Source organism: Comamonas odontotermitis, from assembly GCF_020080045.1.
In the GTDB taxonomy this organism is placed as follows: domain Bacteria; phylum Pseudomonadota; class Gammaproteobacteria; order Burkholderiales; family Burkholderiaceae_C; genus Comamonas; species Comamonas odontotermitis.
Genome location: NZ_CP083451.1, coordinates 155,289 through 169,368, shown reverse-complemented (window position 1 = coordinate 169,368; position 14,080 = coordinate 155,289). Strand labels below are relative to the sequence as shown.

General features: G+C 62.8%; 13 protein-coding genes. 10 read left to right on the top strand and 3 right to left on the bottom strand.

Annotation, left to right across the window (positions count from 1 at the left end):
* Positions 1–4: 4 nt before the first annotated feature.
* Both LAD35_RS00750 and LAD35_RS00745 read right to left on the bottom strand, forming a co-directional pair.
* The gene (locus LAD35_RS00750; RefSeq protein WP_224150869.1) at positions 5–961 is read right to left on the bottom strand and encodes a DUF979 domain-containing protein; all 957 of its coding nucleotides are present in this window, start codon (positions 959–961) and stop codon (positions 5–7) included.
* On the bottom strand, positions 958–1,698 hold the full coding sequence (locus tag LAD35_RS00745) for a DUF969 domain-containing protein (protein ID WP_224150868.1): 741 nt from the start codon (positions 1,696–1,698) through the stop codon (positions 958–960). Before LAD35_RS00745 ends, LAD35_RS00750 begins: the two co-directional genes overlap by 4 nt.
* Positions 1,699–2,013: 315 nt before the next feature.
* Between LAD35_RS00745 and LAD35_RS00740 the strand changes: the two genes are divergently transcribed.
* Genes LAD35_RS00740 through LAD35_RS00730 form a run of 3 tightly spaced genes read left to right on the top strand, consistent with a single transcriptional unit; the run spans position 2,014 to position 4,684 of the window.
* The gene (locus tag LAD35_RS00740; RefSeq protein ID WP_224150867.1) at positions 2,014–2,688 is read left to right on the top strand and encodes a GntR family transcriptional regulator; all 675 of its coding nucleotides are present in this window, start codon (positions 2,014–2,016) and stop codon (positions 2,686–2,688) included.
* A gap of 7 nt (positions 2,689–2,695) precedes the next feature.
* Positions 2,696–3,526 carry a helix-turn-helix transcriptional regulator gene (locus tag LAD35_RS00735; protein ID WP_224150866.1) on the top strand — a complete coding sequence of 277 codons (831 nt, stop codon included), beginning with the start codon at positions 2,696–2,698 and terminating at the stop codon, positions 3,524–3,526.
* A 24-nt stretch (positions 3,527–3,550) separates the two neighbouring features.
* Positions 3,551–4,684: an MBL fold metallo-hydrolase gene (locus LAD35_RS00730; RefSeq protein ID WP_224150865.1), complete on the top strand. Its 1,134-nt coding sequence runs from the start codon at positions 3,551–3,553 to the stop codon at positions 4,682–4,684.
* Here LAD35_RS00730 and LAD35_RS00725 read toward each other — a convergent pair whose 3' ends face one another.
* Positions 4,685–5,749, bottom strand: a complete 1,065-nt coding sequence (locus LAD35_RS00725) for a homocysteine S-methyltransferase family protein (protein ID WP_224150864.1) — start codon at positions 5,747–5,749, stop codon at positions 4,685–4,687. It abuts the gene before it with no gap.
* A 153-nt stretch (positions 5,750–5,902) separates the two neighbouring features.
* Here LAD35_RS00725 and LAD35_RS00720 point away from each other — a divergent pair, with 153 nt between their 5' ends.
* From LAD35_RS00720 to LAD35_RS00690, 7 genes are all read left to right on the top strand, one after another.
* Complete coding sequence (locus LAD35_RS00720; RefSeq protein ID WP_224150863.1) at positions 5,903–7,828, top strand: RecQ family ATP-dependent DNA helicase; 1,926 nt, start codon at positions 5,903–5,905, stop codon at positions 7,826–7,828.
* Between the two features lie 17 nt (positions 7,829–7,845).
* Positions 7,846–8,484, top strand: coding sequence for an ABC transporter ATP-binding protein (locus tag LAD35_RS00715; protein ID WP_224150862.1), 639 nt, complete (start codon positions 7,846–7,848; stop codon positions 8,482–8,484).
* A complete protein-coding gene (locus tag LAD35_RS00710) occupies positions 8,481–9,284 on the top strand; it encodes an ABC transporter permease (RefSeq protein ID WP_224150861.1) in 804 nt (267 codons plus the stop codon). The genes LAD35_RS00715 and LAD35_RS00710 overlap by 4 nt, the downstream gene beginning before the upstream one ends.
* A 68-nt stretch (positions 9,285–9,352) precedes the next feature.
* On the top strand, positions 9,353–11,074 hold the full coding sequence (locus LAD35_RS00705; RefSeq protein WP_224150860.1) for an acyl-CoA dehydrogenase family protein: 1,722 nt from the start codon (positions 9,353–9,355) through the stop codon (positions 11,072–11,074).
* Between the two features lie 13 nt (positions 11,075–11,087).
* A complete protein-coding gene (locus LAD35_RS00700) occupies positions 11,088–12,479 on the top strand; it encodes an L-serine ammonia-lyase (RefSeq protein WP_224150859.1) in 1,392 nt (463 codons plus the stop codon).
* 46 nt (positions 12,480–12,525) lie between these two features.
* Positions 12,526–13,470, top strand: a complete 945-nt coding sequence (locus LAD35_RS00695) for a LysR family transcriptional regulator (protein ID WP_224150858.1) — start codon at positions 12,526–12,528, stop codon at positions 13,468–13,470.
* Between the two features lie 169 nt (positions 13,471–13,639).
* Positions 13,640–14,065 (top strand): hotdog fold thioesterase, encoded by a 426-nt coding sequence (locus tag LAD35_RS00690; RefSeq protein ID WP_184705208.1) that lies wholly within the window; start codon positions 13,640–13,642, stop codon positions 14,063–14,065.
* The last annotated feature ends 15 nt before the right edge of the window (positions 14,066–14,080 follow it).

Below are 14,080 nucleotides of genomic sequence, written 5' to 3'. Positions count from 1 at the left end.
TCTTTTAACGGAACATCAGGAAATAGAGCAAGAAGACGTTGCAAATCAGGATGCCCAGGGCGGTAGGAATCTGGGCCTTGATCACGGCATTGCGGTCGGGCAGCTCCAGCAGCGCAGCAGGCACGATATTGAAGTTAGCCGCCATTGGCGTCATCAAGGTGCCGCAGTAACCCGAGAACATGCCGATGGCCGCCATCACGGCGGGATCGCCGTGGTACACATTCACCAGGATCGGAACGCCCACACCACCCGTCATCACCGGGAAGGCGGCAAATCCGTTGCCCATGATGATGGTGAACAAAGCCATGCCCAGCACGTACACCGCTACGGCCACAAAGCGCAAATCCATGTTGATGTAGGTGGTGGTGACGTGTGCCACAGCCTTGCCCACACCTGCATCGGAGAACACCAGACCCAGCATGCCCAGCATCTGCGGCAGCACCAGGGCCCAGCCCATGGCGTCGATCAGGCGGCGCGATTCGCGCAGGCCCTGGGCGGGCGTCTCACGTGTCATCCAGCACACCAGCACAAGGCCGATGATGCAGCCCAGCGCCAGGCTCACCAGGGTGGCATTTTTCGGGTCGATCAGAAAATCACCGGCGATCTTGAAATCCTTGAGCAGCACACTGCCGATCACGGTGACGACAGGGATTGCCAGCGCCGGAATGAACAGCTTGTTGCCCAGACGCAGTGCGCTTTCCTGGTTCTGCGCCTCGGTACGCATCTGCGGCTTGCCACCGCCTACGCCCTTGACCAGCACGATCAGCGCCAGCACGATCACGCCCACCCCCACCACCTCGGGCGGCATCTTGTCGCCCAGCAGGAACATGATGGCATACACGCCCCAGAACAGGCCTGTCGTCCAACGCTTGGGGTTGGAGGCATCGAGAAAGTTGAAGACGGCGGCACAGGCCATGATGAGACCGGCCAGCCAGTACACCTGGGTGATGCTGAAAATCATGCTGCACCTCCTTGGGACTGGGCATTGCCAGCCTGGGCAGCACCTGCACCCGCCATTTCCCTGGCAATCGAATGGTCAAGGCGGTACAGACGGTAGGAGTGGATGATGAAGGCGCAGATGGCAGTAGGAATGCCCCACAGTGCCACATGGATGGGCTCTACATCGATGCCAGCTTCATGCAGGAAAGTGGTCATCAGCACAATGGCGCCGAAGGCCACGAAAATGTCTTCGCCAAAGAACAATCCGACGTTGTCCGTCGCCGCACTGAAGGCACGCAAGCGATGGCGCAGGGTTTCGGGCAGCTTGCCATAGCGTGTTTCGGTCGCACCTTCAGCCATGGGCGCCAGAAGCGGGCGCACCATCTGCGGATGACCACCCAGGCTCGTCAGACCTGCGGCAGCCGTCAGCTCACGCGCTGCCAGGTAGACGATCAGCAGACGGCCTGCGGTGGCCGACTTGATGCGACTGATCCAGTTCTGTGCGTGCTGGCGCAGGCCATGGCGCTCCAGCAAACCGATCACTGCCAGCGGCAATACCAGGATGAGCGGCAGATTGCGGGTTTTGACAAAACCCGACCCCAGAGCCGCCAGGATTTTCTGCACCGGAAATCCGGCCACTGCGGCCGTGACCAGCGCAGTCACCACGACCACGACGAAGGGATTGAACCGCAGGATGAATCCCGCGATGATGACGGCCACCCCGAGAAGGGGCCAGAGGTTGACGATAGTGCTGTCCATAGAGAACCCACAGATTTGTTATGTGTTCGGCACCCGCCTGAAGCATCAAATGGGCACCACTTTTTTGTTCAACAACCAAAGAACATAGGCATTACCAAATTCATGTTTGTTGAACAATTTAAAAGTTTAGCCAAACAAAACACAGACCATTGACCGGGTAAACCCGTATCTTTGTGTGACAGCATGGCCTCATTGAGAGGATTTACACGCCTTTGTGCATACCGGCGACATCCAGCTCCGGTCCCTCAAGCCGTTTCACCCGCCCTGGCGCCGCTATCATCATTGGCAACGACTTCTACCAACCCTCGCCCTGCCATGACCACTGCTGCGCCTTCCCTGTCGCTCAACGACCGCGTTGCGGACCAGATCCGAGAGCGCATCGTGCGCGGCGAATTCCAGCCCGGAGCCAGGCTGTCCGAGGTGGCGCTGAGCGAGAGCCTCGATATCTCGCGCAACACTTTGCGCGAAGTCTTCCGCCTGTTGAGCAAGGAAGGCCTGCTGCGCCATGTGCCCAACCGGGGCGTGTTCGTGGCCATCCCCTCCATGGCATCGATCATGGACATCTACCGCGTGCGCCGCATGATCGAATGCCAGGCATTGGCGCAGGCGATTCCGCAGCACCCGGCGCGCAAGGAAATGCGCGAGGCAGTGGATGCGCAGCGCGCACTGCGGGCCGCAGGCAAGTGGGTGGAAGTGGGCACCGCAAACATGCGCTTTCACAAAGGCGTGGTGGCCCTGGCCGACAGCGAGCGGCTCAACACGCTGTTCTCGCACCTGTTGGTGGAGCTGCGCCTGGCTTTTGGCATGTTGAGCGATGCCGAGTTTCTGCACGCCCCCTATATCGACATGAATGCCTCCATGCTGGAGCGTTTTGAAGCCGGCGACATGAAGCGTGCCGCGGAAATGATGCATGACTACCTCACCCATTCCGAGCGCGTGGTGCTGAGCGTATATGCACGGCGCATGAGCGATGCAGGGATGGAGCTGTAAGCCCGTCATGGATAGCACGGCAGCATCCGCCGCCCTGATGGCTCAGCTGGAGGCCCTGGCTGACTGTCCGCTTGCCGGTGAATGCCTGCATATCAAGGCCCAATTGCCGCACACGGTCAAATCCGTGCAGGTGGATCGTCCCATTTTCGGGCTGGTGCTGCATGGCGCCAAACGCCTGTCGACCACTCGGCAAACCGTGCAGTTGCAAGCGGGAGATGTGTTCCTGGTGACGGGCCGCTGCCATATCGATGCCCACAACGCGCCAGACCCGGTCAGCCAGCGCTATCTGGCCATCACCTTGAACCTGTGCGACGAGGTGCTGCATGCGGCCCGCATCCTGTGGGCGCAGCCTTTGCGGTCTGACGATACACAGCTGATTGCGCTGCCAGCCGGCTCTCTGGCCGATGCGCTGCATGCCTGGAGCAACGCGCTGCTCCAGGGGCACTATGAACAGGCCCGCGCCGCCCTGGTGCAGATGGTGATCTGGCTGTGCCGCCAGGGCCACCATGCCTTGCTCGCGCCGCCCCCACCTCGCCTTGCCGATAGCGTGCGCCAGTTGATCGCAGCGGCTCCGGCCCGCCCCTGGCTGTCTAGAGATGTGGAGACCGCGCTTCACCTCAGTGGCGCCAGTCTGCGCCGCCATCTGGCAGCCGAAGGAACATCGCTATCGCAAGTGCTGCGCGACGCGCGCATGGGCCATGCGCTGGAGTTGCTCTACACCACAGCCTTGCCTATCAAGGCCGTGGCGGCGCGTGCGGGCTACCAGTCCGTGCAAAGCTTCAGCCGCCAATTTGAGGCGCGTTACCAGTTGCGTCCTGCAGATATCGGCAACCACTGAGGTGTTGAGCCGCAGGCGCATGCCTTGGCCCAGCAACACCTGCAGCGGCCGTTCAGGATTGGTTTGCGTGAGCGCCATGCGCCACAGCTTGAGCGCCTGAAATACGCCGCACCGGGCACCATCAAGGCTTATCAGGAGCCATTGATGCCATTCCTTTCTCCCTTCTCTCGCACACTGCGCAACGCCGCTCTATGGACCGCCCTGGCCGGTGGCGGTGCCTGCACATGGGCCCAAGCCGCACCACCGCTTGCACAGGCACCGGGCTACTATGTGCAGAATATCGGCCAGATGCAGGTGCTGGCGCTGTTCGACGGAGTCGTCCCACTGCCCCGGCAGCAGCTCAAGCAGATTGCGCCAGCACGGGCAAACCGGTTGCTGCAGCAGCACTATGTACCGGAAGCCCCCGAGGGCCTGCAGACTGCCGTCAACGCCTATCTGGTGCAACGTGGCACGCAAACCTTGCTGGTAGATACCGGCACCGCGCAATGCTTCGGGCCCCAATTGGGCCAGGTGCTGACCCATATGAAGGCAGCAGGCATATCACCCGCTGCAGTGCAGGACGTTCTGCTGACGCATGCGCACCCCGACCATCTGTGCGGTCTGCTCGATGCGGATGGCCAGATGGCCTACCCCAATGCCCGGGTCTGGATCCAGCAGGAAGAACTGGCCTACTGGCAGGACCCTGCGGTCGAGGCCAAAGCCACGGACTTCTTCAAACCATTGTTTGGCATGGCGCATCGCGCGCTGGCGCCGTACCAGCAAGCGGGGCGTGTCCGCACCTTTGGCAGCAGCGATGCGCTGCCCGATGGCGTGCGCTACCTGCCTGCCGCGGGCCATACCGTAGGTCACAGCGCATTTGTAGTGGACGGCAATGCCCCTGGCGCAACCGACCCTCGCCAGCAGTTGCTGCTGTGGGGTGATGTGGTGCACTACCACGCGGTGCAGTTTGCCGATCCCCAGGCCACCTATGAGCCGGACCAGAACTACGCGCAGTCCGTGCGCAGCCGCCGCCAGCTCCTGGAGCAGGCTGCCGCACACCGTTGGTGGCTGGCAGGCGCGCACCTGCCCTTCCCCGGCATCGGGCACGTGGGCCGTGACGGCAAGGCCTACCGCTGGGTACCTGCGGAATATGCGCCGGTCAGTGGCAGCGCACGCTGATCAAGCCTCTGCCGGATAAAACAGGCGGCGCGTAGTCGTTGCCTGTACCGCCTTGGCAATGGCGCCAATGTGGTCAGGCGTAGTGCCGCAGCAGCCACCCACGATGTTGACCAGGCCTTCAGCAGCAAACTCGTGCACCAGGCGGCTCGTGATCTCCGGCGTTTCGTCAAAGCCGGTGTCGCTCATGGGGTTGGGCAGGCCTGCATTGGGATAGCAGCTGATGAAGGTATCAGGCGCAGCCTTGGCCAGCTCTTGCACGTAGGGGCGCATCAAGGTGGCACCCAATGCGCAGTTCAGGCCCACCGAAAGCGGATTGGCGTGACGCACGCTGTGCCAGAAGGCCGTCACGGTCTGCCCGGAGAGAATTCGGCCCGAGGCATCGGTCACCGTGCCGCTGATCATGATGGGTAGGCGCTCGCCGGTCTGCTCAAACGCTTCGTCCACCGCAAACAGCGCGGCCTTGGCGTTGAGGGTGTCGAAAATCGTCTCGACCAGGATCACATCGGCACCGCCTTCGATCAGCGCCAGTGTCTGCTCGAGATAGGCCTGGCGCAGGGCTTCGAAGGTAACGTTGCGCGCACCGGGGTCGTTTACATCGGGGCTGATCGACGCCGTCTTGGGCGTAGGGCCCAGGGCACCTGCCACGTATCGCGGATGGTCTGGCGTGCTGTATTTGTCGCAGGCGGCCCGCGCCAGCCGGGCGCTCTTGAGATTCATCTCATAGGCCAGATCGGCCATGTGGTAATCCTCTTGCGCAATCGTGGTTGCGCCAAAGGTGTTGGTCTCAATCAGGTCGGCACCAGCGGCCAGGTACTTTTCGTGGATGTCACGAATCACATCGGGGCGGGTGATCGACAGCAGCTCATTGTTGCCCTTCACATCGTGGGCAAAGTCCTGGAAGCGCTCACCTGCACCTTCAGCGCCGCGGTAGCCTTCACCTCGGTACTGTACTTCACCCAGCTTGAAACGCTGAATCATGGTTCCCATCGCGCCGTCGAGGATGACAAGGCGCTTGGCAAGGGTGGCGGGCAGTTCTTTTGCGCGGGTGTAGGCTGGCTGTTGCATGGCAGCAATTGTACGGTTGGCCTTCTCGCGCCGCAGGCCATCGGGTCCAAGCACCTACAATGCCGGTGGCTGGCATGATCGCCAGAATCTGAGTCTTTTTAGCATTTGGCGCACAACTGGTAAGCGCAAGTAGCTATCATTTTTGAGAATACCTTGTCCCTTGCCCACACCGTCCTGCAGGACGCCTTTGGTTATGAGCATTTCCGTGGATCACAGCAGGCCATCGTCGAGCACGTGATCGGTGGTGGTGATGCGCTGGTGCTGATGCCCACGGGCGGCGGCAAAAGCCTGTGCTACCAGATTCCGGCCATCGTGCGCCAGCAGAAGGACCAGGGCACGACCATCGTCATCTCGCCGCTGATTGCGCTGATGCAGGACCAGGTCAGCAGCATGCACGAGGTGGGAGTGGAGGCTGCCTTCCTCAATTCCACGCTGGATTACGACCAGACACGCGATGTCGAGATGCAGTTGCTGTCGGGCGGCTATACCTTGCTGTACGTGGCGCCCGAACGCCTGAACACACCGCGCTTTTTGGGCCTGCTGGACGAGCTGCACGCCATGGGCAAGCTGGCACTGTTTGCCATCGACGAAGCGCATTGCGTGAGCCAGTGGGGCCACGACTTTCGCCCCGAATACCGCGAACTCACGGTGCTGCACGAGCGCTATGCCGGTGTGCCGCGCATCGCGCTTACCGCCACCGCCGATTCGCTGACGCGTGCCGATATCGTCGAGCGCCTGCAGCTCGAAGACGCCCGGCAGTTCATCAGCAGCTTTGACCGGCCCAACATCCGCTACACCATCGTCGAAAAAAAGGACGCGACGACACAGCTGCTGCGCTTCATCGAGCATGAGCACGACGGAGAAGCCGGTGTGGTGTACTGCCAGTCGCGCCGCAAGGTGGAAGAGCTGGCAGACGCATTGAACCAGGCGGGCATCAGCGCCCTGCCCTACCATGCCGGCCTGCCACCCGAAACGCGCCAACTGCACCAGCACCGCTTTCTGCGCGAAGACGGCATCGTCATGGTGGCCACCATCGCCTTCGGCATGGGCATCAACAAGCCCGATGTGCGGTTTGTGGCCCATGTGGACATGCCCAAGAACATCGAAAGCTATTACCAGGAAACCGGTCGCGGCGGCCGCGACGGCCTGCCAGCAGACGCCTGGATGGCCTATGGCCTGCAGGATGTGGTCAACCAGCGTCGCATGATCGACGACAGCCCGGCAGATGACACCTTCAAGCAGGTGATGCGCGGCAAACTCGATGCCCTGCTCGCCCTGGCCGAAGCCACCGACTGCCGCCGTGTGCGCCTGCTCGCCTATTTCGGAGAACAGTACGGCACCGGCGGTGACCGCGATTCCGCGCATCCGGAACTGGCTGCTGCCACCTCGGACAAGGCACCGCGCTACACGTGTGGCAGTTGCGACAACTGCATCCAGCCACCCAAGACCTGGGACGGCACCGACGCCGCACGCAAGCTGCTGTCCACCATCTACCGCGCACACGAGGCCAGTGACATCACCTTCGGCACCAGCCACATCATCGACATCGTGCGCGGCAAGGACACCGACAAGGTGCGCCAGTTCGGCCACGACAAACTGTCGACCTACGGCCTGGGCGACATGTACAGCGAAAGCCAGCTGCGAGGCGTGCTGCGCCAGCTGCTGGCGGTTGGCGCCCTCGCCACCCAGAAGGTGCACACCGACGCCGGCTACAGCTTTGAAACCCTGACCCTGTGCGACGGCTCACGCGCCGTGCTGCGCGGCGAGCAAGCCGTGCAACTGCGCGAAGCCAGTGCCGCCAAGACCAGCCGCAGCCGCACGCGCAGCACCAACCCCGCCGCCGCAGCCCAGAACCTGGGGCCCGATGAGCAGGTGCGCTTCATCAACCTCAAGGCCTGGCGCACTGAAATCGCCAAGGAACACAATGTTCCGGCCTACGTCGTTTTCGCCGACGCCACGCTGGCCGCCATTGCCCAGCGCAACCCGCAATCCCTGGACGAACTGCATGGTATCAGCGGCATTGGTGTGAAAAAGCTGGAAGCGTATGGAGAGGCTGTGTTGAAGGTAGTGCAAAGCTAGGCATACACTCAGTAACCATGCCTACTGGTTATGCCCTCATACCGCCCCGACTGTCACTGCGGGCACTGCAAAGCCCCATCGCAGGCCCCTGCACACTGGATCTGCAAGCCGGGGAATGCCTCGCCATCATGGGCGCATCGGGCGCTGGCAAGTCGGTCCTGCTGCGGCTGATTGCCGATCTGGATCCTGGTAGCGGGCAGGTGCTGCTCAATGGACAGCCTCGCAGCCAGTTCAGCGGACCGGCCTGGCGCCAGCAGGTGATGTATCTGGCAGCAGAGCCCGCCTGGTGGGCGGAATCTGTGATGGCGCATTTTCCGCCAGATAGCCAAGCACAATTGCTGCAACTGGCGGCGCAGTTGGGTCTGCGCCATGGGTTCATCGACATTCCTGTTGCGCAACTCTCGACCGGCGAGCGCCAACGGCTGGCGCTGCTGCGCGGGCTGGTGCGCAAACCGCAGGTGCTGCTGCTGGATGAGCCCACCGCAGCACTGGACGAAGATTCCATCCTCGCCGTCGAGCAACTGCTGCGCAGCCACCAACAACAAGGCCTGAGCGTAGTATGGGTGACGCACTCGCATCCCCAGGCATCACGGGTGGCAAGCCGCTGCCTGCGACTGCATGAGCGGCAGCTGACGCCCATGGAGACTGTCCAATGAACCAGGCAATCCAATTGCAAGCCACCGATCTGCTGGTGGGAGCGTTGCTGGTGCTACTGGCCACCGGTGCATCATGGGCCATGCGGCTGCAGCTGGAGCGTCAGGTAATGTGGGCCTCGCTGCGCATGGTGGTGCAGTTGCTGCTGGTGGGCTATGTGCTGCGCCTCGTGTTCCAGCACGCGTCGCCTGCCGCGACCTTGGTGGTGGTCTGCGTGATGATTGCCGCAGCGGCGCGTGAAGTGGCCGTGCGCCCGCACCAGCGACTGTCCCGAGGTGGCAACTACCAGATTGCCGGGCTTGTGGTGGCGTTGTCGAGCCTGTCCACCGTCATCCTCGCGCTGCTGACGGCAGTGCGACCCGAACCCTGGTTCGATGCGCGCTATGCCATTCCGCTGATGGGCATCGTGCTGGGCAGCGTACTCAACGCGGCAAGCCTGGGGCTGGACAGTTTTTTCGATGGCGTGCGCCAGGGCCGTGCTTCCATTGAAGCGCAGCTCGCGCTAGGCGTGCCGTTTCGCCGCGCCATGGCGCCACATACCCGTGCCGCCATTCGCCGGGGGCTGATTCCCATCATCAACCAGATGACGGCTGCTGGCCTGATCACCTTGCCCGGCATCATGACGGGCCAGATTCTGGGCGGCATGGACCCGCTGGAAGCCGCCAAGTACCAGATCTTGCTTCTGTTTCTGCTGACCTTTGCGGGCGGTTTGGCAGCGGCAGGGAGTGTGCTGCTTGCCACACGCCCCCTGGGCGATGACCGCCAGCGTCTGCGCCTGGACCGCCTGCACCCCAACGCCTGACGGGCTTTGCGCTTTGCCATAAGGCAACGTGGTTCCTAGAATGGGGTCATCGCATCTGGAGAGCAGCCATGGCACAGCGCGACACGGACAACCTGGTAGATGAGCTGGTCGACTACGATCCGCTGGGCAGCGATCCTGCGTTGCAAGCTGCCCTGGAGCGCGCTCAGGCACAAGCCTGGCTGCCGGGCCTGCAGCAGCACGCACGTACCGTGGGCAGCACGGAGTTTGCACAATGGGCCAGCCAGGCCAACCGCCACACACCGCAATTGCAGCAGTGGGATGCACGTGGACGGCGGATTGATCAGGTGGAGTTCCACCCCGCATGGCACCGTGTGCTGGCCCACTACCGATCGCAACAGCTGATCGACATGCCGTTTTCCGGCGAGTCGTCCGCTGATGGGCTGCGCGGCCGCTGGAGTGCCTGGGCCGCAGGCTTTTACCTGCACGGCCAGGCCGAAGCCGGCAGCCTGTGCCCCGCCACCATGACGACAGCCGCCATCCCCGTGCTGCGCAAAGAGCCAGCGCTATGGGCTCAGATAGAGCGCGGCATCACCAGCACCCGCCATGACGAACGCGATGCGCCACTGGCCGAGAAGACCGCGCTGTGGGTGGGCATGGGCATGACCGAAAAGCAAGGCGGTTCGGACGTGCGCAGCAACACCACAGTCGCCTACCCCATGAATGAATCGGGGCACGGCGGACGTGGTGCGGCGTACCGGCTGCAGGGCCACAAATGGTTCTATTCGGTCCCGACGGCCGATGCGCACCTGGTGGTGGCGCGCATGGCAGACGGCCCGGGCGATGCCGGTGCCCTGCACGCGCCGCTGGCCTGTTTCTGGGTACCGCGCTGGCGGCCTGATGGCACGCGCAACATCGTGCTGGTGCAACGCCTTAAAGACAAGGTGGGCAACCGCAGCAACGCCAGCAGCGAAGTGGTGTTTGACGATGCCTATGGGGTGCTGGTGGGTGAGGAAGGCCGAGGCATTGCCACCATCATGGAGATGGCCACGATCACACGGCTGTGCTGCGTTCTGGGCAGCAGCGCCCTGCTGCGCCAGGCCACGGCGCAGGCGCTGTGGTCCACCCGGCACAGGCAGGCATTTGGCGCGGCGCTGGTCGAGCAGCCGTTGATGCAATCGGTGCTGGCAGACCTGGCGCTGGAGAGCGAAGCCGCGCTGCTGCTGGCCATGCAACTGGCGCAGGCATTTGAAGACAGCAGCGTCCCCGACAAACCAGCCGCGCAGGCCTGGCAGCGCATCATGACGCCAGCGGCCAAGTTCTGGGTCTGCAAACGCGCCATCACCTGCAGCGCCGAGGCCATGGAAGTACTGGGCGGCAACGGCTATATCGAAAGCTCCGCGCTGGCACGCCTCTACCGCGAAACACCGGTCAATTCGATCTGGGAAGGCTCGGGCAATGTGATGTGCCTGGATGTGCTCAAAGCCCTGCAGCGCTCACCCGATCAGCGCGATGCGCTATGGAATGCATTGCAGACCATGGCAGCGGATGACGTACCTGTTCAACAGGCCCTGCAGCGCTTGCAACGCCAGTGGCACACCTTCGAGCACGACGCCTGGGCACAGCAGGCGCAGGCACGCCAATGGGTGCAGCAGCTCGTGCTGGTGACACAGGCGGGCCTCATGCGGCAGTATGCGGACAGTACCCGCGCCGATGCCTTTGTGGCCAGCCGCCTCAGCGCGGACTGCAGCATGGGTGTGATTGGTGCTTCTCCCCTTGCCAAGGCGCAGATCGCCGCTATCCTCGGCGCCAGTTTGCATCTGCAGGAATGAATGGAAGGCAGCCATGGCAGTCAGCGTGTTTGATTTGTTCAAGATCGGTATCGGGCCCAGCAGCTCGCACACCGTAGGGCCCATGCGCGCTGCACATGCCTTTGTGCAGCGCCTGCAACGGCAAGGCATGCTGGCAAAGGTGGCACGCTTGCGCTGCCAGCTGTTTGGCTCCTTGGGTGCCACCGGCATTGGTCACGCCAGCGACCGCGCCGTCATGCAGGGCCTCGCGGGCCATGCGCCCGATACAGTGGATGTGAACGCCGTCGAAGCCATCATCGCGCAGGTACACAGCACGCAACAACTGCCGCTGAATGGCGAACACACCATTGTGTTTGAGCCTGCTATCGATCTGCTGCTGATCGGCGATGTGAGCCTGCCGTTCCACCCCAATGGCATGCGTTTCGAAGCCTGGGATGCGCAGCATGAACTGCTGGACGCACAGGCCTACTACTCGGTCGGCGGCGGCTTCATCGTCAGCGAAGAGGCGGCCCACGATGCCGAGCGCCAGCAAGTGATTGCACCGGATACCGAGGTGCTTCCCCTGCCATTTCACAGCGCCGCACAGCTGCTGCAACAGGCACATGACCACCAGCAGCCCATTGCACAGATCATGCGCACCAACGAGCGCCATTGGCGCAGCGATGCCGACATCGACAGTGGCCTGCTCAAGATCTGGCAGGCCATGCAGGATTGCGTGCAGCGCGGCTGCACCACGCAAGGCCGTTTGCCGGGGGGCCTGAATGTCAAGCGCCGCGCTGCTGGCTTTTACGAGGGTCTCACCCAGCATGCGGACAGCCCCTCCACCGATCCGCTGCAGGTGATCGACTGGGTGAACCTGTTCGCGCTGGCCGTCAACGAAGAAAACGCCGCTGGCGGGCGCGTGGTGACCGCGCCCACCAATGGTGCGGCAGGCATCGTACCCGCCGTGCTGCACTACTACTGGCGCTTTGTGCCAGGCGCTACCGAAGCGGGCATCATCGACTTCCTACTGACTGCGGGAGCGATCGGTATTCTGTACAAGGAAAACGCCTCCATCTCCGGTGCCGAAGTGGGCTGCCAGGGCGAGGTGGGCGTGGCCTGCTCCATGGCGGCTGCGGGCCTGTGTGCCGTGATGGGCGGTACACCGGAGCAGGTTGAAAACGCCGCCGAGATTGGCATGGAGCACCACCTGGGCCTGACCTGCGACCCTGTGGCAGGCCTGGTGCAGGTGCCCTGCATCGAGCGCAATGCGCTGGCCGCCGTCAAGGCCATCAACGCGGCCCGCATGGCACTGCGCGGAGATGGATCGCATGTCGTGAGCCTGGACAAGGTGATCGAGACCATGCGTGCCACAGGTGCCGACATGATGAGCAAGTACAAGGAAACATCGCTGGGTGGGCTGGCCGTGCACATCGTCGAGTGCTGAACCACCGCACCCATGTGCAACCAGCCTACCCTCTACAATCCTCGCCATGGCAATGCATTTTGATTTGGTAGACCTGCGCCTGATGGTGCACGTGGCAGACGCGAACAGCATGACGCGAGGGGCCGAACTGTCGTTCATCTCCCTGCCCGCCGCCAGCACCCGCATCAAGAACCTCGAAGAGAGCATGGGCGTGAAGCTGCTCTATCGCACCAGCCAGGGCGTGACCCTGACCCTGCCCGGACAGGCCTTTGTACAGCATGCCCGCACCGTTCTCGGCCAGATCGAGCACCTGCGCGGCGACATGCAGGAATACGCCCGCGGCATCAAGGGCCACGTACGTGTGTTTGCCAACACCACGGCGCTGGGCGAGTTTTTGCCACCCGTTCTGCGCACCTACCTGCGCAAGCACCCGGATGTGGACATCGACCTGCGCGAGCGCCTGTCCAACGACATCATCCGTGCTGTGGGCGAAGGCCAGACCGACATTGGCATCGTGGCCGGTCAGGTGCGTACCGAAAGCCTGGTCTCGATGCCCTACCGCCGCGATCACCTGATCCTCGTCGTCAACCCCGAGCATCCGCTGGCCAAGCGCAAATCCGTCGCCTTTGGCGACACGCTGGATTTCGACTATGTGGGCCTGCACGAATCCAGCGCCATCCACGCTTTCCTGCGCCAGCACAGCGACTTGCTGCACCGCCCGATCAAGCAGCGTATCCAGGTAGGCAATTTTGAAGCGGCCTGCCGCATGATCGAAGCAGGCGTGGGCATCGGCATCCTGCCGGAATCGGCCGCACGGCGCCATGCCAAGATCATGGACATCCGCATCATCCAGCTGTCCGACGAATGGTCCAACCGCGAAATGCAGATCGTGGTGCGCAACCTCGAATCGCTGCCTTCGTTTGCCCGTGAGCTGGTCGAGCTGCTGGTTGAAGACGGTATCGTCGCCGACGATGCAGATGGTCTGGATAACGACATCCCCACCAGCAACTGACGGTGCATCGTGGCGGCACACCATGAAGAGCAAGGCTGGGCGTTGCCAAAGCTGCCAATCTGGTCGCAACCGTGTGAACCATCAAAGCACAGTCTTGCAGGCGGTAGCCAGCCCAGCCGGGCGCCGCTATGCTGTGCCTCATACCCCGCATGAACGCTGAAAGCCTGCCATGACTGCCATCTGGAAAAAGCCCTTCTCATTGGACGCCCTGCGTGCCGCCGCGCGCAACACCGCGATCGAGCACCTGGGCATCGAATACCTGGAAATCGGTGACGACTATCTTGTGGGCCGTGTGCCTGTGGACCACCGCACGCACCAACCCTATGGCTTGCTGCACGGCGGCGTGAGCGTGGTACTGGCCGAGACCCTGGGCTCCGTCGGTGCCATGTTCTCCTCACCGCCTGATTGGCGCTGCGTGGGCCTCGACATCAATGCCAACCATATTCGTGGCGTGAAAAGCGGCTGGGTCACCGGTACGGCACGCCCGGTGCACATTGGCCGCACCACCCAGGTCTGGCAGATCGACATGGTGAACGACGAAGGCAAGCTGACTTGCGTGTCGCGCATCACCATGGCAATGCTGCAGGAAGGCTGAGTCTCGCCAATCCGT